This is a genomic window from Mesorhizobium robiniae (assembly GCF_040545535.1).
Lineage (GTDB): Bacteria > Pseudomonadota > Alphaproteobacteria > Rhizobiales > Rhizobiaceae > Mesorhizobium > Mesorhizobium robiniae.
On sequence record NZ_JBEPMC010000003.1, the window covers coordinates 593,465 to 619,738 of the forward strand.

The 26,274-nt window shown below is 63.3% G+C and carries 27 protein-coding genes and 1 pseudogene; 18 read left to right on the plus strand and 10 right to left on the minus strand.

Going from position 1 to position 26,274, the window contains the following annotated elements; genetic code table 11:
• Position 1 precedes the first annotated feature (1 nt).
• From ABID19_RS11030 to ABID19_RS11055, 6 genes are all read right to left on the minus strand, one after another.
• Complete coding sequence (locus tag ABID19_RS11030; protein ID WP_354490390.1) at positions 2 to 676, minus strand: septation protein A; 675 nt, start codon at positions 674 to 676, stop codon at positions 2 to 4.
• A gap of 61 nt (positions 677 to 737) precedes the next feature.
• A complete protein-coding gene (ftsY, locus tag ABID19_RS11035; protein WP_354490392.1) occupies positions 738 to 2,501 on the minus strand; it encodes a signal recognition particle-docking protein FtsY in 1,764 nt (587 codons plus the stop codon).
• A gap of 10 nt (positions 2,502 to 2,511) precedes the next feature.
• Positions 2,512 to 3,867, minus strand: a complete 1,356-nt coding sequence (gene mtaB, locus ABID19_RS11040) for a tRNA (N(6)-L-threonylcarbamoyladenosine(37)-C(2))-methylthiotransferase MtaB (RefSeq protein ID WP_354490670.1) — start codon at positions 3,865 to 3,867, stop codon at positions 2,512 to 2,514.
• Entirely contained in the window at positions 3,864 to 4,748 is an 885-nt protein-coding gene (dapF, locus tag ABID19_RS11045; RefSeq protein WP_354490394.1) for a diaminopimelate epimerase, read from the minus strand. Before dapF ends, mtaB begins: the two co-directional genes overlap by 4 nt.
• A gap of 72 nt (positions 4,749 to 4,820) precedes the next feature.
• The gene (locus ABID19_RS11050; protein WP_354490396.1) at positions 4,821 to 4,982 is read right to left on the minus strand and encodes a DUF1328 domain-containing protein; all 162 of its coding nucleotides are present in this window, start codon (positions 4,980 to 4,982) and stop codon (positions 4,821 to 4,823) included.
• A 95-nt stretch (positions 4,983 to 5,077) separates the two neighbouring features.
• Positions 5,078 to 6,088 carry an MBL fold metallo-hydrolase gene (locus tag ABID19_RS11055; protein ID WP_435528709.1) on the minus strand — a complete coding sequence of 337 codons (1,011 nt, stop codon included), beginning with the start codon at positions 6,086 to 6,088 and terminating at the stop codon, positions 5,078 to 5,080.
• A 296-nt stretch (positions 6,089 to 6,384) separates the two neighbouring features.
• Between ABID19_RS11055 and ABID19_RS11060 the strand changes: the two genes are divergently transcribed.
• Positions 6,385 to 6,936: an AprI/Inh family metalloprotease inhibitor gene (locus ABID19_RS11060; protein ID WP_354490400.1), complete on the plus strand. Its 552-nt coding sequence runs from the start codon at positions 6,385 to 6,387 to the stop codon at positions 6,934 to 6,936.
• Between the two features lie 145 nt (positions 6,937 to 7,081).
• Positions 7,082 to 8,284, plus strand: a complete 1,203-nt coding sequence (gene zapE / locus ABID19_RS11065) for a cell division protein ZapE (RefSeq protein WP_354490402.1) — start codon at positions 7,082 to 7,084, stop codon at positions 8,282 to 8,284.
• Here the strand turns inward: zapE and ABID19_RS11070 are convergent.
• Positions 8,281 to 8,556, minus strand: a complete 276-nt coding sequence (locus tag ABID19_RS11070; protein WP_354490404.1) for a GNAT family N-acetyltransferase — start codon at positions 8,554 to 8,556, stop codon at positions 8,281 to 8,283. The two genes, zapE and ABID19_RS11070, sit on opposite strands and share 4 nt — an antisense overlap.
• A 235-nt stretch (positions 8,557 to 8,791) precedes the next feature.
• On the opposite strand from ABID19_RS11070, the gene mdh reads away from it, so the two are divergent.
• From mdh to ABID19_RS11140, 14 genes are all read left to right on the plus strand, one after another.
• Positions 8,792 to 9,760: a malate dehydrogenase gene (gene mdh / locus ABID19_RS11075; protein WP_354490406.1), complete on the plus strand. Its 969-nt coding sequence runs from the start codon at positions 8,792 to 8,794 to the stop codon at positions 9,758 to 9,760.
• Positions 9,761 to 9,791: 31 nt separating this feature from the next.
• Complete coding sequence (sucC, locus tag ABID19_RS11080) at positions 9,792 to 10,985, plus strand: ADP-forming succinate--CoA ligase subunit beta (protein ID WP_354490408.1); 1,194 nt, start codon at positions 9,792 to 9,794, stop codon at positions 10,983 to 10,985.
• 4 nt (positions 10,986 to 10,989) lie between these two features.
• Complete coding sequence (locus tag ABID19_RS11085) at positions 10,990 to 11,361, plus strand: cupin domain-containing protein (RefSeq protein WP_354490410.1); 372 nt, start codon at positions 10,990 to 10,992, stop codon at positions 11,359 to 11,361.
• 2 nt (positions 11,362 to 11,363) lie between these two features.
• Complete coding sequence (locus ABID19_RS11090) at positions 11,364 to 11,522, plus strand: hypothetical protein (protein ID WP_354490412.1); 159 nt, start codon at positions 11,364 to 11,366, stop codon at positions 11,520 to 11,522.
• Positions 11,519 to 11,749 (plus strand): hypothetical protein, encoded by a 231-nt coding sequence (locus ABID19_RS11095; RefSeq protein ID WP_354490414.1) that lies wholly within the window; start codon positions 11,519 to 11,521, stop codon positions 11,747 to 11,749. Before ABID19_RS11090 ends, ABID19_RS11095 begins: the two co-directional genes overlap by 4 nt.
• Complete coding sequence (locus ABID19_RS11100) at positions 11,739 to 12,158, plus strand: PIN domain-containing protein (protein WP_354490416.1); 420 nt, start codon at positions 11,739 to 11,741, stop codon at positions 12,156 to 12,158. The genes ABID19_RS11095 and ABID19_RS11100 overlap by 11 nt, the downstream gene beginning before the upstream one ends.
• Positions 12,159 to 12,172: 14 nt before the next feature.
• Positions 12,173 to 13,075, plus strand: a complete 903-nt coding sequence (gene sucD / locus ABID19_RS11105; RefSeq protein WP_354490418.1) for a succinate--CoA ligase subunit alpha — start codon at positions 12,173 to 12,175, stop codon at positions 13,073 to 13,075.
• Between the two features lie 139 nt (positions 13,076 to 13,214).
• Positions 13,215 to 16,202, plus strand: coding sequence for a 2-oxoglutarate dehydrogenase E1 component (locus ABID19_RS11110; protein WP_354490420.1), 2,988 nt, complete (start codon positions 13,215 to 13,217; stop codon positions 16,200 to 16,202).
• A gap of 49 nt (positions 16,203 to 16,251) precedes the next feature.
• A complete protein-coding gene (gene odhB / locus ABID19_RS11115; RefSeq protein WP_354490422.1) occupies positions 16,252 to 17,559 on the plus strand; it encodes a 2-oxoglutarate dehydrogenase complex dihydrolipoyllysine-residue succinyltransferase in 1,308 nt (435 codons plus the stop codon).
• Between the two features lie 67 nt (positions 17,560 to 17,626).
• Positions 17,627 to 18,346: a DUF4241 domain-containing protein gene (locus ABID19_RS11120; RefSeq protein WP_354490424.1), complete on the plus strand. Its 720-nt coding sequence runs from the start codon at positions 17,627 to 17,629 to the stop codon at positions 18,344 to 18,346.
• A gap of 21 nt (positions 18,347 to 18,367) precedes the next feature.
• Entirely contained in the window at positions 18,368 to 18,865 is a 498-nt protein-coding gene (locus tag ABID19_RS11125; protein ID WP_435528710.1) for a hypothetical protein, read from the plus strand.
• Entirely contained in the window at positions 18,862 to 19,617 is a 756-nt protein-coding gene (locus ABID19_RS11130) for an SDR family oxidoreductase (protein ID WP_354490426.1), read from the plus strand. The genes ABID19_RS11125 and ABID19_RS11130 overlap by 4 nt, the downstream gene beginning before the upstream one ends.
• 40 nt (positions 19,618 to 19,657) lie before the next feature.
• On the plus strand, positions 19,658 to 21,064 hold the full coding sequence (gene lpdA / locus ABID19_RS11135) for a dihydrolipoyl dehydrogenase (RefSeq protein WP_354490428.1): 1,407 nt from the start codon (positions 19,658 to 19,660) through the stop codon (positions 21,062 to 21,064).
• Between the two features lie 48 nt (positions 21,065 to 21,112).
• On the plus strand, positions 21,113 to 21,382 hold the full coding sequence (locus ABID19_RS11140; protein ID WP_354490430.1) for a hypothetical protein: 270 nt from the start codon (positions 21,113 to 21,115) through the stop codon (positions 21,380 to 21,382).
• A 367-nt stretch (positions 21,383 to 21,749) separates the two neighbouring features.
• Here the strand turns inward: ABID19_RS11140 and ABID19_RS11145 are convergent.
• Positions 21,750 to 22,806 (minus strand): annotated as a pseudogene (locus tag ABID19_RS11145) (TraB/GumN family protein).
• A 112-nt stretch (positions 22,807 to 22,918) separates the two neighbouring features.
• Positions 22,919 to 23,857 (minus strand): tyrosine recombinase XerC, encoded by a 939-nt coding sequence (locus ABID19_RS11150; protein ID WP_352928745.1) that lies wholly within the window; start codon positions 23,855 to 23,857, stop codon positions 22,919 to 22,921.
• 145 nt (positions 23,858 to 24,002) lie between these two features.
• On the opposite strand from ABID19_RS11150, the gene rimM reads away from it, so the two are divergent.
• On the plus strand, positions 24,003 to 24,602 hold the full coding sequence (rimM, locus tag ABID19_RS11155; RefSeq protein WP_354490432.1) for a ribosome maturation factor RimM: 600 nt from the start codon (positions 24,003 to 24,005) through the stop codon (positions 24,600 to 24,602).
• A complete protein-coding gene (trmD, locus tag ABID19_RS11160) occupies positions 24,599 to 25,297 on the plus strand; it encodes a tRNA (guanosine(37)-N1)-methyltransferase TrmD (protein ID WP_354490434.1) in 699 nt (232 codons plus the stop codon). The genes rimM and trmD overlap by 4 nt, the downstream gene beginning before the upstream one ends.
• On the opposite strand, the gene ABID19_RS11165 is transcribed toward trmD, so the two are convergent.
• A complete protein-coding gene (locus ABID19_RS11165) occupies positions 25,279 to 26,031 on the minus strand; it encodes a sulfite exporter TauE/SafE family protein (protein ID WP_354490436.1) in 753 nt (250 codons plus the stop codon). The two genes, trmD and ABID19_RS11165, sit on opposite strands and share 19 nt — an antisense overlap.
• Positions 26,032 to 26,274: the final 243 nt, after the last annotated feature.

Below are 26,274 nucleotides of genomic sequence, written 5' to 3' on the forward strand. Positions count from 1 at the left end.
GTTACTTGCCGGCCTTCTCTTCATTCCCGGTCTTGCCTTCAAGCGAATGACGCATGATCAGCGGCATCTGGCTGAAGGTGAAAAGAAGCGTGATCGGCATGATCCCCCAAACCTTGAAGGTAACCCATGCGTCGGTGGAAAAATTCCGCCAGACCACTTCGTTGACAAGGGCCAGAAACAGGAAAAACAGGCCCCAGCGGAAGGTGAGTTTCTTCCAGCCCTCGGCATCGAGGCTGAAGGCCGAATCGAAGACATAGCCGAGCAGCGACTTGCCGAAGAACAGGCCGCCGAGCAGCACGCCGCCGAACAGCATGTTGACGATGGTCGGCTTCATCTTGATGAAGATGTCGTCCTGCAGATAGAGCGTCAGCGCGCCGAAGACGAACACGACGACGCCCGATACCATCGGCATGATCGGCAACGTGCGGGTGAGCAGCCAGGAAGCGATCAGCGCGATCGCGGTCGCAGCCATGAACAGGCCGGTGGCGACGAAGATCGGCCCGCCGAACTCGGCCAGGACCGGAAATTTCTGCACCAGCCATGCGCTACGCGCGTTGGCGAAGAAGAACACCATCAACGGGCCGAGCTCCAGCACCAGCTTGAGCAGCGGGTTGACGCCTTCCTTCTTCTGTTTCTGCGGGTCGGATGGGTCGCGTTCGAGGATGGGCGGGTTCATAGGCTTCCTTCTTGCGCATGATTCTGTCCAAAAAGTCTGCGACTTTTTGGGATCATGCTTGTTACGCCACGCCAGCGATCGCCCTGGCGAACTCGCTTGCGGAGAAAGGTTCGAGGTCGTCGACCTGTTCGCCGACGCCGATGAAATAGACCGGCAATTTGTGCTTTGCCGCGATCGCCACCAGAATACCGCCGCGTGCCGTGCCGTCCAGCTTGGTCATCACCAGACCGTTGACGCCGGCGACATTGCGGAAGATCTCGACCTGGTTGAGCGCGTTCTGGCCGGTGGTGGCGTCGACCGTCTGTAGCACGGTGTGCGGCGCCTCCGGATCGAGCTTGCCTAGCACCCGGACGATCTTTTCCAATTCCGCCATCAGCTCGGTCTTGTTCTGCAGCCGCCCGGCGGTGTCGATGATCAGCACGTCGGAGCCGGCCTGCTTGGCCTGTTCGAACGCGTCGTAGGCAAGCCCCGCCGCATCGGCGCCGAGTTTGGAGGCGATGACCGGCGATTTGGTGCGCTCGCCCCAGATTTTCAACTGCTCTATTGCCGCGGCGCGGAATGTGTCGCCGGCGGCGAGCATCACCGACAGGCCGCCGTCGGTCAGCTTTGCCGCCAGCTTGCCGATGGTTGTGGTCTTGCCGGTGCCGTTGACGCCGACGACAAGGATGACATGCGGCTTGTGGCTGAGGTCGAGCTCCAGCGGCATGGCGACGTGGGTCAGCACCTTCTCCACCTCGGCCGCCATGATGGCGCGGACTTCCGTCTCGGAGACGTCCTTGCCGTAGCGGCTGGCGGCCAGCGTGTCGGTGACGCGCAAGGCGGTCTCCATGCCGAGATCGGCGCGGATCAGCACGTCCTCCAGATCCTGCAGGGTGTCCTCGTCGAGCTTGCGCTTGGTGAAGACGCCGGCGATGTTGCCGGACAGTTCCCGAGAAGAGCGGGCAAGCCCCTCCTTCATGCGCTGGAACCACGAGCGCTTCGGTGCCGGTTCCGGCGCCTTCTGCGGCTCGGCTTTCTGCTCGACCTTCTTGGTTACGGTCACCTTGCCGGGGGCGGGCCTTGGCTCCGGCGGCGGTTGAGGAACGGCCTCGCGCTTTACCTCCCCCTCGATGGGGGAGGTCCCGAGCGAAGCTCGGGGGTGGGGGTGACTGGCGCCGGCGCTGTCACCCCACCCCGCCGCTTCGCGGCGACCCTCCCCATCGAGGGGAGGGTGAGGCGTTGGCATGGCTTCAGGCTCGGGCGCGATCTCGGCAAGGATCGGCTTCGCCTCGACCGGCGCCGGCTGGCGAATGGGGGGCGGGATTTCGGCCGGCGGCGGCTCGGGCTCAGGAATTTCCTGCGGCTCTGGTGCAGGAACCGGCTCAGGGGTGACCGGAGCGAGCGGGATTTCCTCGGGCGCTAGCTGTTCAGCAGGCGCTTCCGGCTCCGGTTTCGGTGGCTGCAACTCCTCGACCGGAGCAGGTTCCGGCTGGATTTCAGGCTCTGGCGCCGGCTCCTCAACAGGCGTCTCCGGCTCCTCGATCGGTGCGGGTTCCAGCTGGATCTCTGGCTCGGGCGCAATGGTCGGCGCGGGCTCGGCCTCTTCGACAGGCGCCGGCTGCGGCGCGGGCGCTGCTTCCGCCTCGACCGGCGGCGGAGGCGCGGCTTCTGCCTCGGGCCGGCGCTCTTCGCGTTTCAGAAATTCCGGAACGGCCTGTTCGGCCGCCGGTTTCAGCGCCTCCAGTGCATCCCATTTGATCGGCGGCAGCGGTGCTGACTCGTCGATCCGCTCCTCGACCACTTCCTTCTTGCCGAACGAAAATATCTTCTTGAAAAAACCAGCCATGTTTTGCGTCTCAGGCGGCGCGGGCGGCGAGCGGCGCCGCGATCAGGCGCGCGCCGTCATGACCGGCGATATTAGCGTCGACGATTTCGCCCGGCGTGCCGGCGGACACCGTTGCAAGCGTGAAGCCTTCGGTGCGGCCGAGCCCGTCGCGCTCGATCAGGATCGACTGGCGTGTTCCGGCGAGCGAGGAAAGGTGGCTGACATAGGCGGCGTCACCGGCGGCGCGCAGCCGTGCAGCACGCTGCTTGACCACCTCGCGGCGAAGCTGCGGCATGCGCGCCGCGGGGGTGCCTTCGCGCGGTGAAAATGGAAAAACGTGGAGATGCGTCAGGCCGCATTCCTCGACGATCTCCAGCGATTTTTCGAACATGGCGTCCGTCTCGGTCGGGAAGCCGGCGATGATGTCGGCGCCGAAGACGATGCCGGGACGCAATTTGCGCAAATCCTCGCAAAAACGGATCGATTGATCCCGGCTGTGTCGGCGCTTCATGCGCTTCAGGATCATGTCGTCGCCCGCCTGCAGCGACAGGTGCAGATGCGGCATCAGCCGCGGTTCGGTGGCGATGGCGTCGAGCAGATCGTCGTCAGCCTCGATCGAATCTATGGAGGAGAGGCGCAGGCGTTTCACGTCAGGCACTTGCTTCAGGATTGTCTTGACCAATTTGCCGAGTTTCGGGCTGCCCGGCAGGTCGGCGCCGAAGCTGGTCATGTCGACGCCGGTCAGCACGATCTCGGCATAACCATTGCCGCTCAGCCGCTTGACCTGCTCGACCACTGCGCCCATCGGCACAGAGCGCGAATTGCCGCGGCCATAGGGGATGATGCAGAAGGTGCAGCGATGGTCGCAGCCGTTCTGCACCTGGACGAAGGCCCGCGCCCGGCCTTCGATGGCGTCGACCATGTGGCCGGCCGTCTCGCGTACCGAAAAAATATCGTTGACGCGGGCCTTTTCGGTGTCATTGACGCCGAAATCCGGCAGCGCGCGATAGGAATGCGCCTTCAGCTTCTCTTCATTGCCGAGGACGAGATCGACCTCGTCCATCGCGACGAAATTCTGCGGCTCGGTCTGCGCGGCGCAACCGGTGACGATGATGCGGGCGGCCGGGTTCTCGCGGCGGGCCTTGCGAATCGACTGCTTTGCCTGGCGCACCGCCTCGCCGGTGACGGCGCAGGTGTTGAAGATGATGGCGCCGCCTTCCAGCGCGCCAAGGCCAGCACTTTCCGCCTCGCGCCGCATCACCTCGGATTCGTAGGTGTTCAGCCGGCAACCGAAGGTGACGACGTCAATTCCCTTGGAGAGAACGGGGCCCTTGGAGAGAACGGGATCCCCGGAAAGAGCGGGACCCTTGGGAAGAGCCGGCATCAGGCGGCGCTTTCGGTGTCGCGGGCCCACACGCCGGTCGACGGATCGAAGCTGCCGGAAAACTCGCATTCGGCGGCACCGGTGAGGACGACGTGGTCGTCTCCACGCCATTCGACATGCAGGGAGCCGCCGCCGGGCGTCACCAAGGAGACGCTGCGTCCGGTCCGCTTGGTGCGAGCGGCGGCGACCACGGCGGCGCAAGCGGCCGAGCCGCAGGCCTTGGTCAGGCCGGCGCCGCGTTCCCAGGTGCGGATGACCATCGTTTCGGGCGAGGTCACCCGTGCAATGGTGATGTTGGCGCGTTCGGGGAAGATCGGGTGGCTTTCGAGCAGCGGACCGAAACGGTCGAGCTCGTAAGACCAGACATCGCGGTCGACCCAGAAGATGGCGTGCGGATTGCCCATCGAGACGACCGAGGGCGAGTGCAGCACAGGCGCGTCGATCGGGCCGATCTGCAACTCGATCATGCGGGTGTCACGGAATTCCTCGGCCAGTGGAATATCCTGCCAGTCAAAACGCGGCTTCCCCATGTCGACCGAGATCAGCCCGTCGGCATGTTCCTCGGCGTTGAGGATACCGGCGACGGTCTCGAAGGCGAATGTCTTCTGGCCGGTCTCGGCGGCAAGCGCCTGCACCACGCAGCGCATGCCGTTGCCGCAGGCTTGCGCGCCGGTTCCGTCGGAGTTCAAGATGTCGATGAAATAAGCGGTGCCCGGCGTCCTGGCGTCGTGGATCGCCATGATCTGGTCGAATTTCGTCGCCGCACCGGCGTTGAGTGCAAGGGCGGCAGCGGGCGTCACCCGATCGGCGCGACCGCGCATGTCGGCAACGATGATCTCGTTGCCGATGCCGTTCATCTTGGCGAAGGGGGCAGTGCTTGCCATGGATCGAAAAGTCTCATGCCGGTTTGGCGCCTATATGGCGGATACCGGCCGAAATTACCAGTGCGCGCGCGTCTACGTCACCGCGAAGACGCCAAGCACGACCAGCAGGAAGATGATCAGGACAACGCCGATAAGGATACGGGCGCCGGTGGCGGCGGCTCCGGCCAACGCCGGCATGCCGAGCAAGCTTGCCGCGGCCGCGATGATCAGAAGAATGATGATCCATTTGATCATGAGAAAAAACCTCGCAGCCGACGGTTGTGGAACTGCCTACAAACGCGTCTGCGATAGTTTGGGTTCCCCTGCACCGCGAAGCTGGGTCGCCTAGCCTAGGCCGTCGGCACGTCCCAGACCTCGCCGGGACGCAAGGCGCGAAAGCGTTCGCGCGGGACACCCTGGCCATCCAGGGCCTCGGCAAGCTTTCTGGCCGGCTCGTCGATCGGCTCGTTGGTGAGCCGGAACGTGCCCCAGTGGCAGCCGGCAGCATAGGCGGCGTTGCACAAAAGCATGCCTTGCACCGCCTCCTCCGGGTTCTGGTGGTGTGGCGCCATGAACCAGCGCGGCTCGTAGGCGCCGATCGGCAGGATGGCGAGGCGGAAGCCGCCGTGCCTTTCGGCCATCAGCCGGTAGTTGATGCCATCGTGGAAACCGGTGTCGCCGGCGAAATAGACCTTTCCGCCCGGCGTCTCGACCACAAAACCCGCCCACAGCGCCATGCGCCGGTCTCGAGCGCCGCGCGCCGACCAGTGATGCACCGGCTCGACATGGACGGCGAGATCCTTGCCGATGTCGACCCGCTCGCCCCAATCATGCACGGAGAGCCGCATGCCGGGAACGCCGGCTTCGATGATGGCGTCGTTGCCGAGCGGCGTCAGCACCAGCGGGTCGTGCTGTGTCTTCAGCCGCTTCAGCGTGGCGAGGTCGAGATGGTCGTAGTGGTTGTGGCTGACCAATACGAGGTCGATCGGCGGCAGGCTGGAAAATGCGATGCCCGGCAGATTGACCCGTTTCGGCCCGGCAAAGGAGAGCGGCGAGACGCGCCGCGACCAGACCGGGTCGGTGAGGACGTTCAAGCCGGCTGTCTGGATTAGCAGCGTGGAATGGCCGACCATGGTCAATCTCAGCCCGGAGCCGTCGATCCGCTCCGCTGGTGTGGCCTGGTGAAACGGGCTTGGATCCGCCGCCGGCCATTTCGAGCGTTCGCCGCTCAGCTGCCACTTCAAGAGATCGGAAAAACGGGCAGGCAGCTTGCCGTTGGGATTGAAGAACAAGGTGCCGTCAAAGTGATCGCTGGGTGGGCCGCTGTAGTAGCGATTGGCGGCTCTTTTTCTCGCAGCCAAGATTTCGCCTCCGGCAGGATTTGGTTTCATCAGAGATAGGACCGAAGCCCGCTGGCGCAAGAATTTGGCGGCCGAATGCCGAGGGGCATGCCTGTCAGGAAAAACCGCTGCGAGGCCTCAGAGGGGCCCCCAAGGACAGGCTTTTAGGCGGCATGCATTTTGTGGTAAAGATGCAACAGATGCTGCCACAAATGGTATTTTAACCATATCGGGTTGAAATTCTGCCACCTTCTCCATCTTGGTGAAGGAGATATTGTGCGGACGGCAGCCCCAGCCGGATCCGACGGAGGTTTAAAATGGATTTTTCGAAAACCGGTCTGCTGGCCGTATCACTTGCCGCGCTCGTTGCGAGCGGCTGTTCAACGTCACGGTTCTCGCCGATGGACCAGGAGCAGCCGGCGCCGCTGCAAGCCGCGCCCTCCGGCAAGGTGACGACAAATCAGCTGCCGCCGCCGGCTTCGCCCGGCACGGCCGACCCGTCGAAATTTCCGACGGCGCCGCAAGGCACGCAAAATCCCCAGGTCGCCTCGCTACCGCCGGACGGGACGGCTCCGGCCGGAGCCCCGGATCTTACCGCAGGCAGCGTCGCCGGCGTGTGGAAGGCAAGCGTGTCCGGCCAGAGCTGCCAGGTGGCGACGCCACAGACCAAGTTCGGCGCCGGCTACCGGGCCGGGCCGCTGCATTGCCCGGCGCCGATCGACGGCATCAAATCGTGGAACGTCGCCGGCAAGCAGCTGACGCTGTACGACGAGAATGGCGGCACGCTGGCACGGCTCTATTCCTCGGGCGGAGAGAAATTTGACGGCCAGACTTCCAACGGTCTGCCGATCTCGCTTACAAGAGGCTGACCCGCCCCGCACTTTTCCTTGGAATTGCTCTAGAGCGGGATGAATTCAAATTGAGTCGGTCATCCTGCTCTAGGTCTTTTTTGCGTATGACTTTGTCCGAAAAGTCTGCAACTTTTCGGGATCATACTCCAGAACGACGTGACCGATGCATCTGCGTGACGGCCTTCAGACCCATGCGACCGTCCGGCAGCGCTACGACCATATGGTTGTGTCAGGCCTGATCGAGCGCGATCCGGCGCAGGAAGGGATCGTCGCAGCACTCGACCGGCTGATCGACGAGATTTCGGCAAAGCGGCTGGCGCACAAATCGAGCGCACTGGGCTGGCTGTTCGCCCGCAAGCGCGAGACGCGCGAGGCCGTCAAGGGCCTCTACATCCATGGCGGCGTCGGCCGCGGCAAGACCATGCTGATGGACATGTTCTTCGAGCTGGTGCCGGTCAGGCGCAAGCGCCGTGTGCATTTCAACGACTTCATGGCCGATGTGCAGGACCGCATCCAGAAGCATCGGCTGGAGCGCAAGAATGGCACCGTCAGGGAAGACGACCCGATCGCGCCGGTGGCCCGGGCGCTGGCCGAAGAAGCCTGGGTGCTGTGTTTCGACGAGTTTTCCGTCACCGATATCGCCGATGCGATGATCCTGTCCCGGCTGTTCTCGGCGCTGTTTGCCAATGGCGTCGTGCTGGTCGCCACATCCAATGTCGCGCCGGAGGATCTCTACCGCGACGGCCTGAACCGCCAGCTTTTCCTGCCCTTCATCGGCATACTGGAACGGCACGCCCATGTGCTGGCGCTCGACGCCGACAAGGACTACCGGCTGGAAAAGCTCAACCGCCTGCCAGTCTATGTCACTCCCGCGGATGCCGCCGCCGATGCTGTCCTCGACGAGGCCTGGGATGTGATGACGCATGGCAGGCCGACGGCCGAGGCGGTGCTGACCGTGAAGGGCCGGCAAGTCGTGGTGCCGCGCGCCGCCGGCGAAGCGGCGCGGTTTTCCTTTGCCGATCTCTGCGAAAAACCGCTCGGCGCCCGCGACTTCCTGGCAATTGCCGGTCGCTTCTCGACCATCTTCATCGATCATGTGCCTGTGCTTGGCGAAGGCAGCCGCAACGAGGCCAAGCGCTTCATCCTGCTGATCGATACGCTCTACGACCATCATGTCCGGCTGGTGGTAAGCGCCGCGGCGGCGCCGGCTGAACTTTATACGGCGAAGCGAGGCATCGAGGTCTTCGAATTCGAGCGCACGGCGTCGCGGCTGATCGAGATGCAGAGCCACGAATGGCTGGAAGACTGGGCGAAACGACAGAGTGCGCCGCCGCCGTCGCCGGAAGCGCAACAAGCTCAGGCCTAGAGTCTTGTCGCGATGCCCTGACGCTGGAAGGCCGGCGCCACGCCGACTTCGTCGATATAGAGTTCGCTCACCTTGTCCGGATGGCGGTGGATGACGGCAGCGCACTGGCCGACGACCACGCCGTCGGCGAGCGCCACGATCATGAAATGACCTGGTGAGGCGAGGTAGGCGGCAAGGCGATCGGGCCTCACAGCTTCGTCGAACACGTCGTCGGCGACCCGCATCACAAGGGCGTCATCGCCGGGGAGCAGCCTTCTTATTTCCATCTTCATTGTGTAGATTTCCCAAGTCGGCTTAATTCTTTTGACGCTTACGTAATTCCCGTTGTTTCTAACCGATTGAAATCATTCACCTCAAAATAATCGTTTGAATTTTCTTCGCGCCGGGGCTATTGGGTGCGGCGAAATCCCGCGGCTTCCCGCAGCATTCGGCCTCCTTCCTCGACGCCGTCATCCAATTCGTTCAGGATTTGGGCGCCGTCACAGTCTAAAGGGAAAACATCCTGACATGGCACGCAACAAGATAGCGCTTATCGGCTCGGGCATGATCGGCGGCACCCTCGCCCACATGATCGGCCTCAAGGATCTCGGCGACGTTGTGCTGTTCGATATCGCCGAGGGCATCCCGCAAGGCAAGGGCCTGGATATCGCGCAGTCGTCGCCGGTCGATGGGTTCGACTCCAGGCTGACCGGCGTCAACGATTATGCCGGCATCGAGGGCGCCGACGTCTGCATCGTCACCGCCGGCGTGCCGCGCAAGCCGGGCATGAGCCGCGACGACCTTCTCGGCATCAACCTGAAGGTCATGGAGCAGGTTGGCGCGGGTCTCAAGAAATACGCGCCGAAAGCCTTCGTCATCTGCATCACCAACCCGCTCGACGCCATGGTCTGGGCGCTGCAGAAGTTTTCCGGATTGCCGAAGACCCATGTCGTCGGCATGGCCGGCGTGCTGGACAGTTCGCGCTTCCGCTATTTCCTGGCCGAGGAATTCAAGGTGTCGGTCGAGGATGTCACCGCCTTCGTGCTCGGCGGTCATGGCGATTCCATGGTGCCGATGATCCGCTATTCGACGGTCGCCGGCATTCCGCTGCCCGACCTCATCAAGATGGGCTGGACCTCGAAGGAAAAGCTCGATCAGATCGTGCAGCGCACCCGCGACGGCGGCGCCGAGATCGTCGGCCTGCTTAAGACCGGCTCGGCCTTCTACGCACCGGCAGCCTCGGCGATCTCGATGGCGGAAGCCTACCTCAAGGACAAGAAGCGCGTGCTGCCCTGTGCCGCGCATCTCTCCGGCCAGTATGGCGTCAAGAACACCTATGTCGGCGTGCCGGTGGTGATCGGTGCCGGCGGCGTCGAGCGCATCATCGAGATCGAGCTCAGCAAGCCCGAGCAGAAGATGTTCGACAGTTCGGTGGCGGCGGTGCAGGGCCTGTGCGAGGCCTGCGTCAAGATCGCTCCGCATCTCGCAGCCAAGTGACCCGCCGCCAGGTAACCCGGAGATATCTAGCATGAACATCCATGAATATCAGGGCAAGGCGCTGCTGAAGGGCTTCGGCGCACCGGTGGCCGAAGGCGTGCCGGTGTTCGAGGCAAGCGAGGCGGAAGCCGCCGCCAAGGCGTTGCCCGGCCCGCTTTATGTGGTGAAGAGCCAGATCCATGCCGGCGGCCGCGGCAAGGGCAAGTTCAAGGAGCTTGGCCCCGACGCCAAGGGTGGCGTTCGACTGTCGAAGTCGGTGGCCGACGTCGTCGCCAACGCCAAGGAGATGCTCGGCCACACGCTGGTCACCAAGCAGACCGGCCCGGCGGGCAAGCAGGTCAACCGCCTCTACATCGAGGACGGCGCCGACATCGACCGCGAGCTCTATCTGTCGCTACTGGTGGACCGTTCGGTTGGCCGCATCGCCTTCGTCGTTTCGACCGAAGGCGGCATGGACATCGAGGCGGTCGCCCATGACACGCCGGAAAAGATCATCACCGTCGCCATCGACCCGGAAAAGGGCGTGACGGCGGATAATTTGAAAGAACTCAACGCTGCGCTGAGGCTCGACGGCGACGCCGCCAAGGACAGCGAGACGCTGTTCCCGATCCTCTACAAGGCCTTTGTCGAGAAGGACATGAGCCTGCTCGAGGTCAACCCGCTGATCGTCATGAAGAACGGCCGGCTGCGCGTGCTCGACGCCAAGGTGTCGTTCGACAACAACGCGCTGTTCCGCCATCCCGACGTGATGGAGCTGCGCGACATCACCGAAGAGGACGAGAAGGAGATCGAGGCGTCGAAATACGACCTCGCCTATGTCGCGCTCGATGGCAATATCGGCTGCATGGTCAATGGCGCCGGCCTCGCCATGGCGACGATGGACATCATCAAGCTCTATGGCGCCGAACCCGCCAACTTCCTCGATGTCGGCGGCGGCGCATCAAAGGAGAAGGTGACGGCGGCATTCAAGATCATCACCAAGGATCCGGCGGTCAAGGGCATCCTGATCAACATCTTCGGCGGCATCATGAAGTGCGATATCATTGCCGAAGGCGTCATCGCGGCGGTCAAGGAAGTCGGCCTGAAAGTGCCGCTGGTGGTCCGCCTGGAAGGCACCAACGCCGAACTCGGCAAGAAGATCATCAACGACAGCGGGCTCAACGTCGTCTCGGCCGACGATCTCGACGACGCGGCCAAGAAGATCGTGGCGGCGGTGAAGGGGTGATCTGGTGCCTCCGCACAAGATAAATCTGGTCGAGGCGGCGGATCAGAAGATCAAAAAGGTCTTCGATCCGCATATCGCCGGCGACGTCAACGATGCCCAGGTCAAGATCGCCAAGTTCGGCGATGTGTTCGAATGGCACGCGCATGACAATGAGGACGAAGCGTTCCTCGTGCTGCGCGGCCGCATCGCCATCGATTTCCGCGACGGCACGGTGGAGCTTGGCAGCGGCGAGTTCATCGTCGTGCCGCGGTCCGTCGAGCACCGGCCACGCTCGCTGAGCGAGGAGCCGGTGGTGCTGATGTTCGAACCGGCGACGACGCTCAACACCGGCAACGCAAAAAGCGACCTTACCGTCGCCGACCTGAAGCGGCTCTGATCATGAACCCAGCGCCTTCCTTCTCGCTTTCGCCCGACTACCAGCGCCTGCAGGCGCTGATCGGTGCGTGGCGCGACGAGGAAGAGGTGTCGGCCGACGACTTGCGACTGCCACACAGTTACACATATACTGTGTGGCCTTTGCAGGAGAACGAGAAATGAAAAATATTACTCTGGCGGTTGAAGACGAGGTTCTGGAGCAGGTCAAACTGGTGGCCGCCGAGCAGCGAACGACCGTCAATGCCATGGTGCGCGAGTTTTTCGCGACAGTGGCAACGAAGCGGCGTGCCAAGGATGACGCACGGCAAGCACTGCTGAAGCTTGCCCGCGAGGCTGCAGGCGACATGGGCGGCAAGAAGTGGAACCGGGAAGCTCTCTATGATCGCTGAGTGCTTCCTCGACACGAACGTCCTTGTCTATGCCGCCATCGGACACAAGTCCGAGCGCGCCAAGTACGAGCGCGCCGTGGAGTTGATCGCCAAGGAAGACTATTCGACTTCCGCACAGGTGCTGCAGGAGTTCTATGTGAACGTGACCAAACGTGCGGATGTCACGCTGGGACCGGGGAAGGCGGCCGAATGGGTCGCCGCGATCTCCATGAAACCCTGCCAGGATTTGGACAGCGCGGTCGTCATGCGGGGCATCGAGAACTCGCAGCGCTACCAGATTTCGTATTGGGATGGCGCAATCATCGCCGCCGCCGAGCGCCTTGGCGTCAAGACGCTTTACACCGAAGACCTCAACCACGGGCAGGCTTACGGCTCCGTGGTTGCCATCAATCCCTTCCGCACTCACTGACCAGGTCGCAAAAAATGTCCATTCTCGTCGACAAGAACACCAAGGTGCTCGTGCAGGGCCTGACCGGCAAGACCGGCACGTTCCATACGGAGCAGGCGCTGGCCTATCACGGGACCAAAATGGTCGGCGGTATCCACCCCAAGAAGGGTGGCGAAACGTGGACCGGCGCCAAGGGCGAGAGCCTGCCGATCTTTTCCACCGTTGCCGAAGGCAAGGCGAAGACCGGCGCCAATGCATCCGTCGTCTATGTGCCGCCGGCTGGCGCCGCCGAGGCGATCCTGGAAGCGATTGAAGCCGAGATCCCGCTGATCATCTGCATCACAGAGGGCATCCCGGTGATCGACATGATCAGGGTCAAGGCGCGGCTCGACCGCTCGACATCGCGGCTGATCGGCCCCAACTGCCCAGGCGTCCTGACCCCCAACGAATGCAAGATAGGCATCATGCCCGGCAACATCTTCCGCAAGGGCTCGGTCGGCGTTGTTTCCCGCTCGGGAACGCTTACCTATGAGGCAGTGTTCCAGACCACCAATGTTGGCCTCGGCCAGACCACCGCCGTCGGCATCGGCGGCGATCCCGTCAAAGGCACCGAGTTCATCGACGTGCTGGAGATGTTCCTGGCCGACGACGAAACCCAATCGATCATCATGATCGGCGAGATCGGCGGCTCGGCCGAGGAAGACGCTGCGCAGTTCCTCAAGGACGAAGCCAAGCGTGGCCGCAAGAAGCCGATGGCCGGTTTCATCGCCGGGCGCACGGCGCCGGCCGGCCGCACCATGGGCCATGCGGGCGCCGTCATCTCCGGCGGCAAGGGCGGCGCCGAGGACAAGATTGCGGCGATGGAATCGGCCGGGATCAAGGTTTCGCCGTCGCCTGCAAGGCTCGGCACGACGTTGGTCGAGGCGATCAAAGGTTAGTGAGTAGTGAGTAGCGAGTAGTGAATAGCGAATAGGGAAGAACAGAGTAACGGCGCGAACCAGGGAAAATCCCTACTCGCTATTCGCTACTCCCTATTCGCTCTGAAAAGGAGACGGAGCGCAGCCTCCGCTGAAAAAAATGGCACGACAAGATCAGGCCAACGACCAGTTTTCGCTTACCTCTTTCCTCTATGGCGGCAATGCCGATTATATCGACGCTCTCTATGCCGCCTATGAGGACGATCCGTCTTCGGTCGACCCCGAATGGCAGGATTTCTTCGCGGCGCTGAAGGACGACGCCGGCGATGTTCGCAAGAACGCCAAGGGCGCCTCATGGGCCAAGCCCTCGTGGCCGCTGCAGGCCAACGGCGAATTGGTGTCGGCGCTCGACGGCAATTGGGGCATCGTCGAAAAGCATATCGAGAAGAAGGTCCAGGACAAGGCGGTGATGAACGGCGTCGCGCTTTCCGACGCCGACGTGCATCAGGCGACGCGCGATTCCGTGCGCGCCATCATGATGATCCGCGCCTACCGCATGCGTGGCCATTTGCACGCCGATCTCGATCCGCTCGGCATCGCCAAGCCGCTTGAGGACTATAACGAGCTGTCGCCGGAAAATTACGGATTCACATCAGCCGATTACGATCGGCCGATTTTCCTCGACAATGTACTCGGGCTCGAATTCGGCACGATCCGGCAGATGCTGGACATCCTGACCCGTACCTATTGCTCGACGCTCGGCGTCGAATTCATGCATATTTCCGATCCCGAGGAAAAGGCCTGGATCCAGGCGCGCATCGAGGGTGCCGACAAGGAGATATCCTTCACCGCCGCCGGCAAGAAGGCGATCCTGCAGAAGCTGGTCGAGGCCGAAGGCTTCGAGCAGTTCATCGACGTCAAGTACAAGGGCACCAAGCGCTTCGGTCTCGACGGCGCAGAGGCGCTGATCCCGGCGCTGGAACAGATCGTCAAGCGCGGCGGCCAGCTCGGCATGAAGGAGATCGTGCTCGGCATGGCGCATCGCGGCCGGCTGAACGTGCTCTCCCAGGTGATGGCCAAGCCGCACCGCGCCATCTTCCACGAATTCAAGGGCGGCTCCGCCGCCCCCGACGAGGTCGAAGGCTCGGGCGACGTAAAGTACCATCTCGGTGCTTCGTCGGACCGCGAATTCGACGGCAACAAGGTGCACCTTTCGCTGACCGCCAATCCCTCGCATCTGGAAATCGTCGATCCGGTGGTGATGGGCAAGGCGCGGGCCAAGCAGGATTCTCTGTTCGGCCGCAGCCGCGAGGAGATCGTGCCGCTGGAAGAGCGCGCCAAGGTGCTGCCGCTGCTCCTGCATGGCGACGCCGCCTTTGCCGGCCAGGGCGTGATTGCCGAAATCCTCGGCCTGTCGGGCCTGCGCGGCCATCGCGTCGCCGGCACGCTGCATTTCATCATCAACAACCAGATCGGCTTCACCACCAATCCGCGCTTCTCGCGCTCGTCGCCCTATCCGTCGGATGTGGCCAAGATGATCGAGGCGCCGATCTTCCACGTCAATGGCGACGATCCGGAAGCCGTGGTCCATGCCACCAAGGTGGCGATCGAATTCCGCATGAAGTTCCACAAGCCCGTCGTGGTCGACATGTTCTGCTACCGCCGCTTCGGCCACAATGAGGGCGACGAGCCGGCCTTCACGCAGCCGATCATGTACAGCAACATCCGCCGTCACAAGACGACGGTGCAGATCTATGCCGACCGGCTGATGGCCGAAGGCCACATCACCCAGGCCGAATTCGACAAGATGAAAGCCGACTGGCGGGCGCATCTCGAGTCCGAATGGGAGGTCGGCCAGCACTACAAGCCTAATAAGGCCGACTGGCTGGACGGCGCCTGGTCGGGCCTGCGCACCGCAGACAACCAGGATGAACAGCGGCGTGGCAAGACCGCCGTGCCGGTCAAGACGCTGAAGGAGATCGGCAAGAAGCTGACCGAGGTGCCGAAGGATTTCGAGGCGCACAAGACGATCCTGCGGTTTCTCGAGAATCGCCGCCAGGCGATCGAGTCCGGCGAAGGCATCGACTGGTCGACGGCCGAGGCGCTGGCCTTCGGCGCCATCCTGCTCGACGGCAATCCGGTCCGGCTGTCCGGACAGGATTCGGAGCGCGGCACGTTCTCGCAACGCCACTCCGTGCTCTACGACCAGCGCGACGAGACACGCTACATCCCGCTCAACAACTTATCGGCGGCGCAAGCCGGCTTCGAGGTGATCAACTCGATGCTGTCGGAAGAGGCCGTGCTCGGCTTCGAATACGGCTACAGCCTGGCCGAGCCGAAGGCGCTGACGCTTTGGGAAGCCCAGTTCGGCGATTTCGCCAACGGCGCTCAGGTGGTGTTCGATCAGTTCATCTCTAGCGGAGAGCGCAAGTGGCTGAGAATGTCGGGCCTCGTCTGCCTGCTGCCGCATGGCTATGAAGGGCAGGGGCCGGAGCATTCGTCGGCCAGGCTTGAGCGCTTTCTGCAGCTTTGCGCCGAAGACAATATGCAAGTGGCGTACTGCACGACGCCGGCCAACTACTTCCACATCCTGCGCCGGCAGTTGAAGCGGGATTTCCGCAAGCCGCTGATCCTGATGACGCCGAAGTCGCTGCTGCGCCACAAGCGGGCGGTGTCGACGCTGCCGGAGATATCGGGTGAAAGCGCGTTCCACCGGCTGTTGTGGGACGATGCCCAGCAACTCCCCGGCCAGGCGATCAAACTCACCAAGGATTCGAAGATCCGCCGCGTCGTGCTCTGCTCGGGCAAGGTCTACTACGACCTCTATGAGGAGCGCGAGAAGCGCGGCATCAACGATATCTATCTGCTGCGTGTCGAACAGCTCTATCCGTTCCCGGCCAAGGCGCTGATCACCGAACTGTCACGCTTCCGCAACGCCGAGATGGTGTGGTGCCAGGAGGAGCCCAAGAACATGGGCGCCTGGTCGTTTATCGATCCCTATCTGGAATGGGTGCTGGCGCATATCGACGCCAAACATCAGCGGGTACGCTATACCGGCCGGCCGGCCGCCGCGTCGCCGGCGACCGGGTTGATGTCGAAGCATCTCGCCCAGCTTGCCGCCTTGCTCGAAGACGCGCTCGGCGAATAGAACAGAGCTGGGCGAATAGAACAGAACCGACAGAAAACGGACAGGCACAATGGCTACCGAAATCCGCGTCCCCACTCTTGGCGAATCCGTCACCGAGGCGACGATCGGCAAATGGTTCAAGAAGGTTGGCGATGCGATCGCTACCGACGAACCTCTGGTCGAGCTCGAAACCGACAAGGTGACGGTGGAAGTACCGGCCGCGGCGGCAGGAACGCTCAGCGAGATCGCGGTCAAGGAAGGCGAAACGGTCGAAGTCGGCGCTTTGCTCGGTATGATTTCGGCGGGCGACGGGGCACAAGCGGCAGCACCTGAAGCCGCGAAGGCGTCAACTCCTGAACCGAAGCAAGACGCGGTATCGCAGGCCTCGGCGCCGACCGCCGCATCCACCGTCAAGCAAGCTGCGGCCGAGACCGCGAAGATCGCCGGCGATGCCGGACCGATCGAGGCGCGCACGATGCCGCCGGCGCCAGCGGCGGCGAAGCTGCTGGCCGAGAGCAATCTCGCGGTCGACCAGGTCTCGGGTTCCGGCAAGCGCGGCCAGGTGCTAAAGGGCGACGTGCTCGACGCGATCGCCAAGGGCGCGCCGTCGCAGCCGGCCGAGACGCCGAAGGCGCCCGCACCGGTCGCTGCCCGTGCGCCGTCCTCGGCCGATGACGCTTCGCGCGAAGAGCGCGTGCGCATGACCAAGCTGCGGCAGACCATCGCGCGCCGCCTCAAGGAAGCACAGTCGACCGCCGCTATGCTGACCACCTTCAACGAGGTGGACATGAGCGCGGTGATGGCGCTCAGGACCAAATACAAGGATGTGTTCGAGAAGAAGCACGGCGTGAAGCTGGGCTTCATGGGCTTCTTCACCAAGGCCGTCACTCATGCGCTGAAGGAGATCCCTTCGGTCAATGCCGAGATCGACGGCACCGACATCATCTTCAAGAACTACGCTCATATCGGCGTCGCCGTTGGCACCGAAAAAGGCCTCGTCGTGCCGGTGGTACGCGATGCCGACCAGATGTCGATCGCCGAGATCGAGAAGGATATCGGCAGACTGGGCATCGCCGCGCGTGACGGCAAGCTTTCGGTGGCGGATATGCAAGGCGGCACGTTTACGATTTCCAACGGTGGCGTTTACGGCTCGCTGATGTCGACGCCGATCCTCAACGCGCCGCAGTCGGGCATTCTGGGCATGCACAAGATCCAGGAGCGGCCGGTGGTGGTCGGCGGCCAGATCGTGATCCGGCCGATGATGTACCTGGCGCTCTCCTACGATCACCGCATCGTCGACGGCAAGGAAGCGGTGACCTTCCTGGTCCGCGTCAAGGAAAGCCTGGAGGATCCGGAGCGGTTGGTGCTGGATCTGTGAGCGAGACCGCGCCGTGACCGGCTGGCTGGAGCGGTTTGGTTTCAACCTGGGTCGGCGAGCCGGTGGCATGCTGCGGTCTTTTTGGCGCGGTATCGCCTGGCTTGGCGTGGCGGCTGCCGTCCCGTCGCTGGCGACGGCAGCCGAATGGGATCCTGCGCAGGCAAGCAGCAATCTCGGCCTTTTCGCCCTGAGCGAGGCGCAAATGGCCGAGCGCAAGATAATCGTCACCCCGATCGGTGAGCTTGAACTGCCGACGGGCGAGATCGTCGCCTGCGATCCGCTGACCACCGAAACCGACTGGCCGGCTTTGAGCCGCAAGGTCAGACCCGGGCACTACCCGGTTTCACTGTTCGAGGCGCAAGGCCGTGTGGCCGTCGCTGTGCTGCGTTTCCGGCCCGGCACGCCGGTCCGCTGGGAGCTCGCCACTTTGCCCGACCAGGATGTCGCGACATTGAAGGGTGACGAGATATTCGGTTATCCAGTCGACGCCGGCCTTGGCTCTTTCATGGACAAGACAGCCATGGCACTGTTGGCCGCGCGGCAGGACAAGCTGGAATACGGCGACTACTACGGTGAGGTGCTGGCCGCCGAATTTGCTCCCAACCAGGACAGGTTCGCGATGCATCACCCGGCTGCCGGCAACCCCCTCAATATCGCAATTTTCTGGAGCGGCTGGGGCGACGGGCTTTATCCATCGTTCTGGGGCCTGGATGCGACCGGCGAGCCGCTGCTGCTGACGACCGACTTTGGTGTGCTGGAAAACGCCGATGGCCGCGAGAAAAAGTAGCCCGCCTTGATGCAAAGCGCCATGTCGCCCACGATCGGATGTGTAGCGGGGTCTTTGGCCATTCTGTTCTCGACCGTCGCTGCCTTTGCCGCCTGCCCGCTCGAGCTCGCCGTCTATGGCGATGCCGAAAGCGAAGCCGGCATCGATTTCAGGCCGACCGGGCAATCGGCCGTTGTCACCAACACGTTCAAGATGGTGCTCGGTAACAGTGTCGTGCTCGACGGCATCGTCATGTGGACGGAAGGCGTGGCGCGGCCGCACGGTTCGCTGATGTACAAATGCCCGACAGGCGACGTCTCCGGCGACGAGCTCGCCGCCTGCACTTTGTGGGAGGGGATCATCTACAGTGCTGACGATAAGGGCAACATAGCCCTGCTGCCGGCCGAAGGCGTGGACGCGCCGAAGACTCTTATCTTCCCCGACCTCGGCCCGTCCCTGCAGATGTCGGCCGCCTATGGCACCAATGGATTTTCGAAAGTGCCGTCGGATGTTTTTTCGTTGAAGGGCTGTCAGGAATGAGCGCGACCAAAAAAGTGCTGCTGGTGACCGGCGGCAGCCGCGGCATCGGCGCGACCACGTCCATGCTTGCCGCCAAGGCCGGATACCGTGTCGCGGTCAACTATGCTTCCGATGAGGCCGCGGCCACTGCGCTGGTCGAGGCGATCGAGCAGGATGGCGGCGAAGCGCTGGCCATCAAGGGCGACGTCGGCAGCGAGACCGATATTCAGGCGATGTTCGAGAGGATTGATCACGTCTTCGGCCCGCTCGATGCGCTCGTCAACAACGCCGGCGTAGTCGACCGGAGGGCGCGCGTCGACGAAATGAGCGGGGCTAGGCTGGAGCGCATGATGCGTATCAACGTCATTGGCTCGATGCTGTGTGCCCGCGAAGCGGTGAAACGCATGTCGACCAGCCATGGCGGCAAGGGCGGCGCCATCGTGAATATCTCCTCGATTGCTGCGAGAATTGGCGGGTCGGGCGAATATGTCGACTACGCCGCCTCGAAGGGCGCGATCGATTCCTTCACCATTGGCTTGGCGCGCGAAGTGGCCGGCGAAGGTATTCGCGTCAACGCAGTCAGTCCAGGCATCATCGATACCGAAATTCATGCCTCCGGTGGGCAGCCGGATCGGGTCGAGAGGATGCGTCACGTCGTGCCCATGCAAAGGGCGGGGACCACCGAAGAGGTCGCCGCAGCAATTCTCTGGCTCCTGTCGGACGGGGCGTCCTTTACGACAGGCGCGAATCTAGAAGTGGGCGGCGGCCGCTAATCCCAGCCAAGGCTGAGTGCCAGACCAGAAGGACAGTATCATGGCTTATGACGTCGTTATCATCGGATCGGGACCGGGCGGCTATGTCTGCGCCATCAAGGCGGCGCAGCTCGGCCTGAAGACGGCGGTGGTCGAGAAGAACCCGACCTTCGGCGGCACCTGCCTCAATATCGGCTGCATCCCGTCCAAGGCGCTGCTGCATGCCTCCGAGATGTTCGCCGAGGCCGGCCATTCCTTCGACACGCTGGGCGTCGAAATCGGCGCGCCGAAGCTCAATCTGAAGAAGATGATGGCGCATAAGGATGCGACCGTGGCGTCCAACGTCAACGGCGTCGCGTTCCTGTTCAAGAAGAACAAGATCGACTCGTTCCGCGGCACCGGTAAGGTCCTGTCCGCCGGCAAGGTGTCGGTGACCGGCGAGGACGGCAAGGTCGAGGAGATCGAGACGAAGAACATCGTCATCGCCACCGGCTCCGACGTCGCCGGCATTCCCGGGGTCAAGGTCGACATCGACGAGAAGGTGATCATGTCCTCGACCGGCGCGTTGTCGCTGGACAAGGTGCCGGGCCATCTGGTGGTGGTCGGCGGCGGCGTCATCGGGCTGGAGCTCGGCTCGGTATGGGCGCGGCTTGGCGCCAAGGTGACTGTCGTTGAGTTCCTCGACACGATCCTGGGCGGCATGGACGGCGAGGTCGCCAAACAGTTCCAGCGCATGCTGTCCAAGCAAGGCATCGAATTCAGGCTCGGTGCCAAGGTGACCGGTGTCGCCAAAGCCAAGAAGGGTGCCACCGTCACCTTCGAACCGGTCAAGGGCGGTACGGCTGAAACGATCGATGCAGACGCGGTGCTGATAGCGACGGGACGCCGGGCCTATTCGGACAGTCTCGGGCTGAAGGAGGCCGGCGTCGAGGTCGACGAGCGCGGCCGGGTCAAGACGGATGGCCACCTCAAGACCAATGTGCCGGGCGTCTACGCCATCGGCGACGTCATCGCCGGGCCGATGCTTGCCCACAAGGCCGAGGACGAGGGGGTGGCGGTGGCCGAGATCATTGCCGGCCAGGCCGGCCACGTGAATTACGAGGTGATCCCGAACGTCGTCTACACCAGTCCGGAAATTGCCTCAGTGGGAAAGACCGAGGAAGAGCTGAAGGCGGCCGGCATCGACTACAAGGCGGGCAAGTTTCCGTTCAGCGCCAACGGCCGGGCGCGCGCCATGTTGCATACCGACGGCTTCGTGAAGATCCTGGCTGACAAGCAGAGCGACCGCGTGCTCGGCGTCCATATCGTTGGCTTCGGCGCCGGCGAGATGATCCATGAGGCGGCGGTGCTGATGGAGTTCGGTGGTTCGTCGGAAGATCTTGCCCGCACCTGCCACGCTCATCCGACAATGTCGGAAGCGGTGAAGGAAGCGGCACTGGCCACCTTCTTCAAGCCGATTCATATGTAGGCCTTCACCTCCGGCGGCCATCTGACGGCTCAAAGCAAACGACCCGCTTTGCAGCGGGCCGTTCGTATTTGTAATCAGCAGCCGATCACTGCGGTGCTGGTGCTGGCGCCGGAGCGGGCGCTGGCTCAGCAGGCGCCGGAGCAGGTGCTGGCGCCGGAGCAGGCTCTGCGGGGGCCGGTGCGGGCGCAGGAGCTGGCTCTGCGGGTGCCGGAGCAGGCGCTGGTTCTGCTGGCGCTGGGGCTGGCGTGGTGGCCGCCGGCGGTTCAGCAGGCGCTGGCGGTTCACCGCTTCGTCCAAAAATATAATAAGCGACAATAGCCAAGATAACGACAACCAGGGCAATCAGCCAGCCGCTGCCGCCGCCACCCGTCTTGGGAGGGGGAGTCGGAGTGGTGTACGGGTCGTTTGGATTCGCCATAAAAGTGTCCTCCGTGGATGAAAAGCATCAATCAACACAAATCAACGCGCAATCGTTGAACAGGTTTCACGCTAGGAATCGAAAACGCCGAAAACAGGGCAATCTTACACCCGGAATCGTTTATCCGCGCGCATTTTCTTCGCAAACTGGCAGCGATCGAGCCAGAACGAGCCTTTTCTACCTTCTTGCGCGGAGACGCGGCATGCATGATTCGGGAAGGCATCGACCGAAACCATGTCTTGCGGGATCCGCAACTCAACCGTGCAACTAGTCGACGGCAGTGACGGTGTAGCCGGCCCTGCGGAAATCCTCGACCAGGCCTTCCGTCCCTGGAAGATGCAGGGCGCCGACCGCCATGAAAGCGTTGCCTCGGCCCGGCATGATCGACCATCACCTTGTTGCGGCTGGTGATCATGGTTTTCTCGAAGGCGGCATAGCCCGCCGAATCGTCTTCGTCGCCGGGAAGGACGGCACGAAACAGCGGCCAGAACATGCCGATGTCGCCGTGCTGGTAAAGCACGATCATGGTTTCGTTGACGTCGTTCATTCTGTCGCCGAGCTTCAGTGTTTCGACGAGGCCCTTCATGTGAAAAGCGAGTGGCAGCGAGGCCATCGCGCGAAGCTGGTCGGCGACGGTCTCCAGACCATCGACGGTCTTGCCCGAGGCTCTGGCGTCCTCCGCGAGCTTGATGTCGAGCACCGGCGCACCGCCGGACTGGCGGGCCAGTTCACAGGCCGGGAGCGCGACCATGGTAGACAGCATCCACGGCTTCATCTTGGCAACGCTCGCTGGCGGGATACCGCGCGCGTCGAGCGCCTTGTTCACGGTCGCCGCATCGTCCGGCGACAGCAGCGAGGACAGCGTGGTGCTGTCGGTGAACATCATCAGCTCCGGCTCTTTCAGGAACGCCGCCATCATCTTTTGCTGATCGAGCACCTCGGTAGTCTCGATGACGACCGTGTCGGCGGCATCAAACGCCCTTTGCGCGGCGGGCGGCAGCGTGGTCACGCGCGGGTCGGTCACGTGCATGGTGCCAAACAGGAAGGACGGTTTTTCGCCCGCCCTTTCCAGCTTCCACAACAGGCCCTTGCCGTTCGGTATAGCGGCCGCTTCGGTCTCGATCTTGCGGTAGGTGGCCGGGTCGTCCTTCTGCAATGCCAACAGCATGTCGGCGCCGGCGCAGACCGGGGTTTCGGCACGTGCCTTGCCGGCGGCGAGCAGCGCAATGATGAAGAAGCCGAGAAAAAACAGGATGTTGACCGCCACGAGCAGCTTCAGCGACGCAAGGGCCGTGCGGTCGGCGATGGCAATGACACGTTTCATGACTCGCTTTTAGGTTCAAAGGACGGTGAAACGGTTAACCGGTCGAGCAAAATTGTCTCGGATCAGGCTCACGGCTTGTACGTTGTCCGCAGCTTGAGAAATCATGCGCAGGTTACGCCCTGGGATGGGACGCCTCATAGATTTCGAGCAGCCTGGCGGTGTCGACGCCGGTATAGATCTGCGTCGTCGACAGGCTGGCGTGGCCCAAAAGTTCCTGGATGGTGCGCAGGTCGCCGCCGCGCCCAAGCAGATGCGTGGCGAAGGAATGACGCAAGGCATGGGGCGTGGCGGTGTCGGGCAGATTGAGTGCCGAGCGCAGCTTGGCCATGTCGCGCTGGACGATGGCCGGGTTGAGCGGGCCGCCGCGGGTACCGCGAAACAGCAGGCCCTTGGGGTCGAGATGCCAGGGGCAGAGCCGGCGGTATTCGGCAATCGCCCGCAGCGCCACCGGCAGCACCGGCACCAGCCGCGTCTTGCCGCCCTTGCCGGTGACGCGCAGCACCGTATCGCCAGGTGCCGACAGATCGGCGCCCGACAGGCCGAGCGCCTCGGAAATGCGCAGGCCCGAGCCGTAGAGCAGCGTCAGCACGGCAGCGTTGCGGGCGGCGATCCACGGCTCCTCCGCAAGCTGGCCTTCCACCGAAACGACGTGTTTCGCATCGCTGGCCGTCAGCGGCTTGGGCAGCGACTTCGGCTGCCGTGGCGCGCGCAGTGCTGCAGCACCCGCCGCGTTGACGAGACCGCGCCGCTCCAAAAAACGCAGCAGCGAACGGATGCCGGCGAGCCCCCGCCCGAGCGTGCGGGCACCGGCACCTCCGGCACGGCGAGCGGCGAGAAAGCCGCGCAGATCGGCCGGGCGCAGATCGGCGATATCGGAAATGCCGGGCGAGCCGCCGCAATGGCCGGTCAGGAAGTGCAGGAACTGGCGGGTGTCGCGCTCATAGGCTTCCACGGTTTCCGGCGACAGCCGGCGTTCGCGCGCCAGCATCTTCAGCCAGGTTTCGCGGGCCGCCTGTAGGTCTGGTTTGGCTGGAATAAGAAATTCCTGCATTGGGCTCTTCCGATATTCCGTTCTTGCAATCCGTTCTTCCAATTCTGGGCCATCTTCCGGCAGCCGGGTTAGGAAGCGGTGAAGAGCCGCGTCATTGAAATGACAAGAGGGTGGAGCTAGAGCAAGGCAAAGGATTTTTCCGCCGATGACCAAACCGCAAAACCCTGTCCAGATGGCCGTGATCGGCGCCGCCCACGGCATCAAGGGCGAATTGCGCGTGAAAACCTTCACCGGCGACCCGCTGGCGCTGGCCGACTACGGTCCGCTCTATGCCAGGGACGGCCGCGCCTTTCAGATCGTCGACATAAGGCCGGCCAACACCGTCGTCGTAGTGCGCTTCAAGGGCATCAGCGACCGCAACGCCGCCGAGGCGCTTGCCGGCACGGAATTGTTCGTCGACCGTTCGATGCTGCCCGACGATGGCGAAGAGGACGAATTCTATCACGCCGATCTCGTCGGGCTGACGGTGCGGGACGATACCGGTGCTGACATCGGCAAAGTCGTCGCCGTGCATAATTTTGGCGGCGGCGACATTCTCGACGTGACGCTTGGCGAGCGCAAAGGCGTGCTGATCCCGTTCACGCAGGCCGCCGTGCCTGACGTGTCTATCAAAGAGGGCTTCGTTCGCATCGATCCGGCGGCGGCGGGCCTGATCGATGACGAAGACGGCGATGCTCCCGGCCGCGATGGTTTCGACCCCAAGGGCAGGCCACGCGGGCCCAGGGATGCCGGGGGCAACCGGTGAGCTTTTCCGCCTCGGTGCTGACGCTCTATCCCGAGATGTTTCCCGGCGCGCTCGGCCTGTCGCTGGCCGGCCGTGCGCTGGAGGCTGGCACATGGTCGCTGGAAGCAATCCAGATCCGCGATTTTGCCAGCGATCGCCATCGCACCGTCGACGACACACCGGCAGGCGGCGGCGCCGGCATGGTGATGCGCGCCGATGTTTTGGCCAAGGCGATCGACCATATCTCGCCACCGGGTGATCCACGGCCACGGCTGCTGATGAGCCCGCGCGGCAAGCCGCTGACGCAGTCCCGCGTGCGCGAACTGGCCGCCGGGCCGGGCGTCGTCATCGTCTGCGGACGCTTTGAAGGCGTCGACCAGCGGGTGATCGACGCGCGTGGGCTTGAGGAGGTCTCGGTCGGCGACTTCATCCTGTCCGGCGGCGAGCCGGCAGCGCTCGTGCTGCTCGACGCCGTGGTGCGGCTGTTGCCCGGCGTGATGGGGAACGCGGTGTCAGGCGATGAAGAGAGCTTTGAAAACGGCCTGCTCGAACATCCGCACTACACGCGGCCGCAGGAATTCGAGGGCCGGCAAATCCCCGAGGTTCTCACCTCGGGCAATCACAAGAAGATCGCCGCATGGCGGCGCGCCGAGTCGGAAAGGCTGACTAGGGAAAGACGGCCGGATTTGTTAGCCGCTCAGCCCTTGGTGAAATAGTAAAAGGCCAGGAACGCGCCGACCCCAACGACGAAGCCGCGCACGGCAATTTGCGGCACGCGCTTGGCGATCCAGACGCCGGCATAGCCGCCCAGCGCGCCGCCCGGTATCATGATGATCGCCTGCGGCCAGGCGATGACGCCGCCGGAGACGAAAACCAGGATGGCTACCGCCGCGATGATCACGGCCAACATGTTCTTCAGCGCGTTCAGGCGGTGGTAGTCGCCGGGCTGGGTGAGGCCGAGCGTCGCCAGCATCATGACGCCCATGCCGGCGCCGAAGAAGCCGCCATAGACCGCGGTCGCGAATTGCGCCAAGGAACCGACCAGCGTACCTACCGCGGCCTCATGCCCTGGTTTGGGCGCCGGTTTCAGCCACGGTCCGGCGGCGAACAGCGCCGTTGCCGCCAGCAGCAGCCATGGCACCAGCACGCGGAACGATGGATTGTCGAGCGCCAGAAGGATGAGTGCACCGGCTAGCGCGCCGAAAGCCGATATGACGCCGAGCAGCAACGCTGTGCGCCAGAAATGCTTGATGTCAGACCAGTAGGCGAGTGTCGAGGTGATGTAGCCGGGAAACTGTGTCACCGACGAGGTGGCGTTGGCGACGATCGGCGGCAAGCCGACCAGCGTCATGGCGCCGAAGGTTATGAACGTGCCGCCGCCGGCTATCGCGTTGACGGCACCTGAAAGAAAGCCCGCGACAAAAAGCAGGGCCGCATCGAGAATTGGCATGGAGGATATTGCCGCCGGAGGAAAGTCGCGTTTTACCCGGCTTAAAAAGCTTGGGCCTTCGACGCAACCCCCGTGCTGAAAGATTGCAGTGTCGGCCAGCGACCAAAAAAGACACGGCGAAGGCGTGACAAAGCGTCGAAATAGCTGTATGTGCCCGCCGAACCGGAAGAAAAATCTGCCAAGAGCGATCTTCTGGCCCGTCAACAATGGCGGTGTAGTCGCCCCTGCCTGATGCTCTCGAAC

Bases quoted from the DNA above. Each gene is read 5' to 3' on its own strand.
- ABID19_RS11120 (WP_354490424.1), top strand. From the start codon at position 17,627: ATGCTGCGGTCTTTTTGGCGCGGTATCGCCTGGCTTGGCGTGGCGGCT.
- ABID19_RS11165 (WP_354490436.1), bottom strand. From the start codon at position 26,031: ATGCCAATTCTCGATGCGGCCCTGCTTTTTGTCGCGGGCTTTCTTTCA.
- sucD (WP_354490418.1), top strand. From the start codon at position 12,173: ATGTCCATTCTCGTCGACAAGAACACCAAGGTGCTCGTGCAGGGCCTG.
- ABID19_RS11150 (WP_352928745.1), bottom strand. From the start codon at position 23,857: ATGCAGGAATTTCTTATTCCAGCCAAACCAGACCTACAGGCGGCCCGC.
- sucC (WP_354490408.1), top strand. From the start codon at position 9,792: ATGAACATCCATGAATATCAGGGCAAGGCGCTGCTGAAGGGCTTCGGC.
- ftsY (WP_354490392.1), bottom strand. From the start codon at position 2,501: ATGGCTGGTTTTTTCAAGAAGATATTTTCGTTCGGCAAGAAGGAAGTG.
- ABID19_RS11050 (WP_354490396.1), bottom strand. From the start codon at position 4,982: ATGATCAAATGGATCATCATTCTTCTGATCATCGCGGCCGCGGCAAGC.
- ABID19_RS11030 (WP_354490390.1), bottom strand. From the start codon at position 676: ATGAACCCGCCCATCCTCGAACGCGACCCATCCGACCCGCAGAAACAG.
- ABID19_RS11110 (WP_354490420.1), top strand. From the start codon at position 13,215: ATGGCACGACAAGATCAGGCCAACGACCAGTTTTCGCTTACCTCTTTC.
- ABID19_RS11070 (WP_354490404.1), bottom strand. From the start codon at position 8,556: ATGAAGATGGAAATAAGAAGGCTGCTCCCCGGCGATGACGCCCTTGTG.
- zapE (WP_354490402.1), top strand. From the start codon at position 7,082: ATGCATCTGCGTGACGGCCTTCAGACCCATGCGACCGTCCGGCAGCGC.
- ABID19_RS11125 (WP_435528710.1), top strand. From the start codon at position 18,368: ATGTCGCCCACGATCGGATGTGTAGCGGGGTCTTTGGCCATTCTGTTC.
- ABID19_RS11100 (WP_354490416.1), top strand. From the start codon at position 11,739: ATGATCGCTGAGTGCTTCCTCGACACGAACGTCCTTGTCTATGCCGCC.
- ABID19_RS11130 (WP_354490426.1), top strand. From the start codon at position 18,862: ATGAGCGCGACCAAAAAAGTGCTGCTGGTGACCGGCGGCAGCCGCGGC.
- lpdA (WP_354490428.1), top strand. From the start codon at position 19,658: ATGGCTTATGACGTCGTTATCATCGGATCGGGACCGGGCGGCTATGTC.
- odhB (WP_354490422.1), top strand. From the start codon at position 16,252: ATGGCTACCGAAATCCGCGTCCCCACTCTTGGCGAATCCGTCACCGAG.
- mdh (WP_354490406.1), top strand. From the start codon at position 8,792: ATGGCACGCAACAAGATAGCGCTTATCGGCTCGGGCATGATCGGCGGC.
- dapF (WP_354490394.1), bottom strand. From the start codon at position 4,748: ATGGCAAGCACTGCCCCCTTCGCCAAGATGAACGGCATCGGCAACGAG.
- ABID19_RS11060 (WP_354490400.1), top strand. From the start codon at position 6,385: ATGGATTTTTCGAAAACCGGTCTGCTGGCCGTATCACTTGCCGCGCTC.
- ABID19_RS11095 (WP_354490414.1), top strand. From the start codon at position 11,519: ATGAAAAATATTACTCTGGCGGTTGAAGACGAGGTTCTGGAGCAGGTC.
- rimM (WP_354490432.1), top strand. From the start codon at position 24,003: ATGACCAAACCGCAAAACCCTGTCCAGATGGCCGTGATCGGCGCCGCC.
- ABID19_RS11090 (WP_354490412.1), top strand. From the start codon at position 11,364: ATGAACCCAGCGCCTTCCTTCTCGCTTTCGCCCGACTACCAGCGCCTG.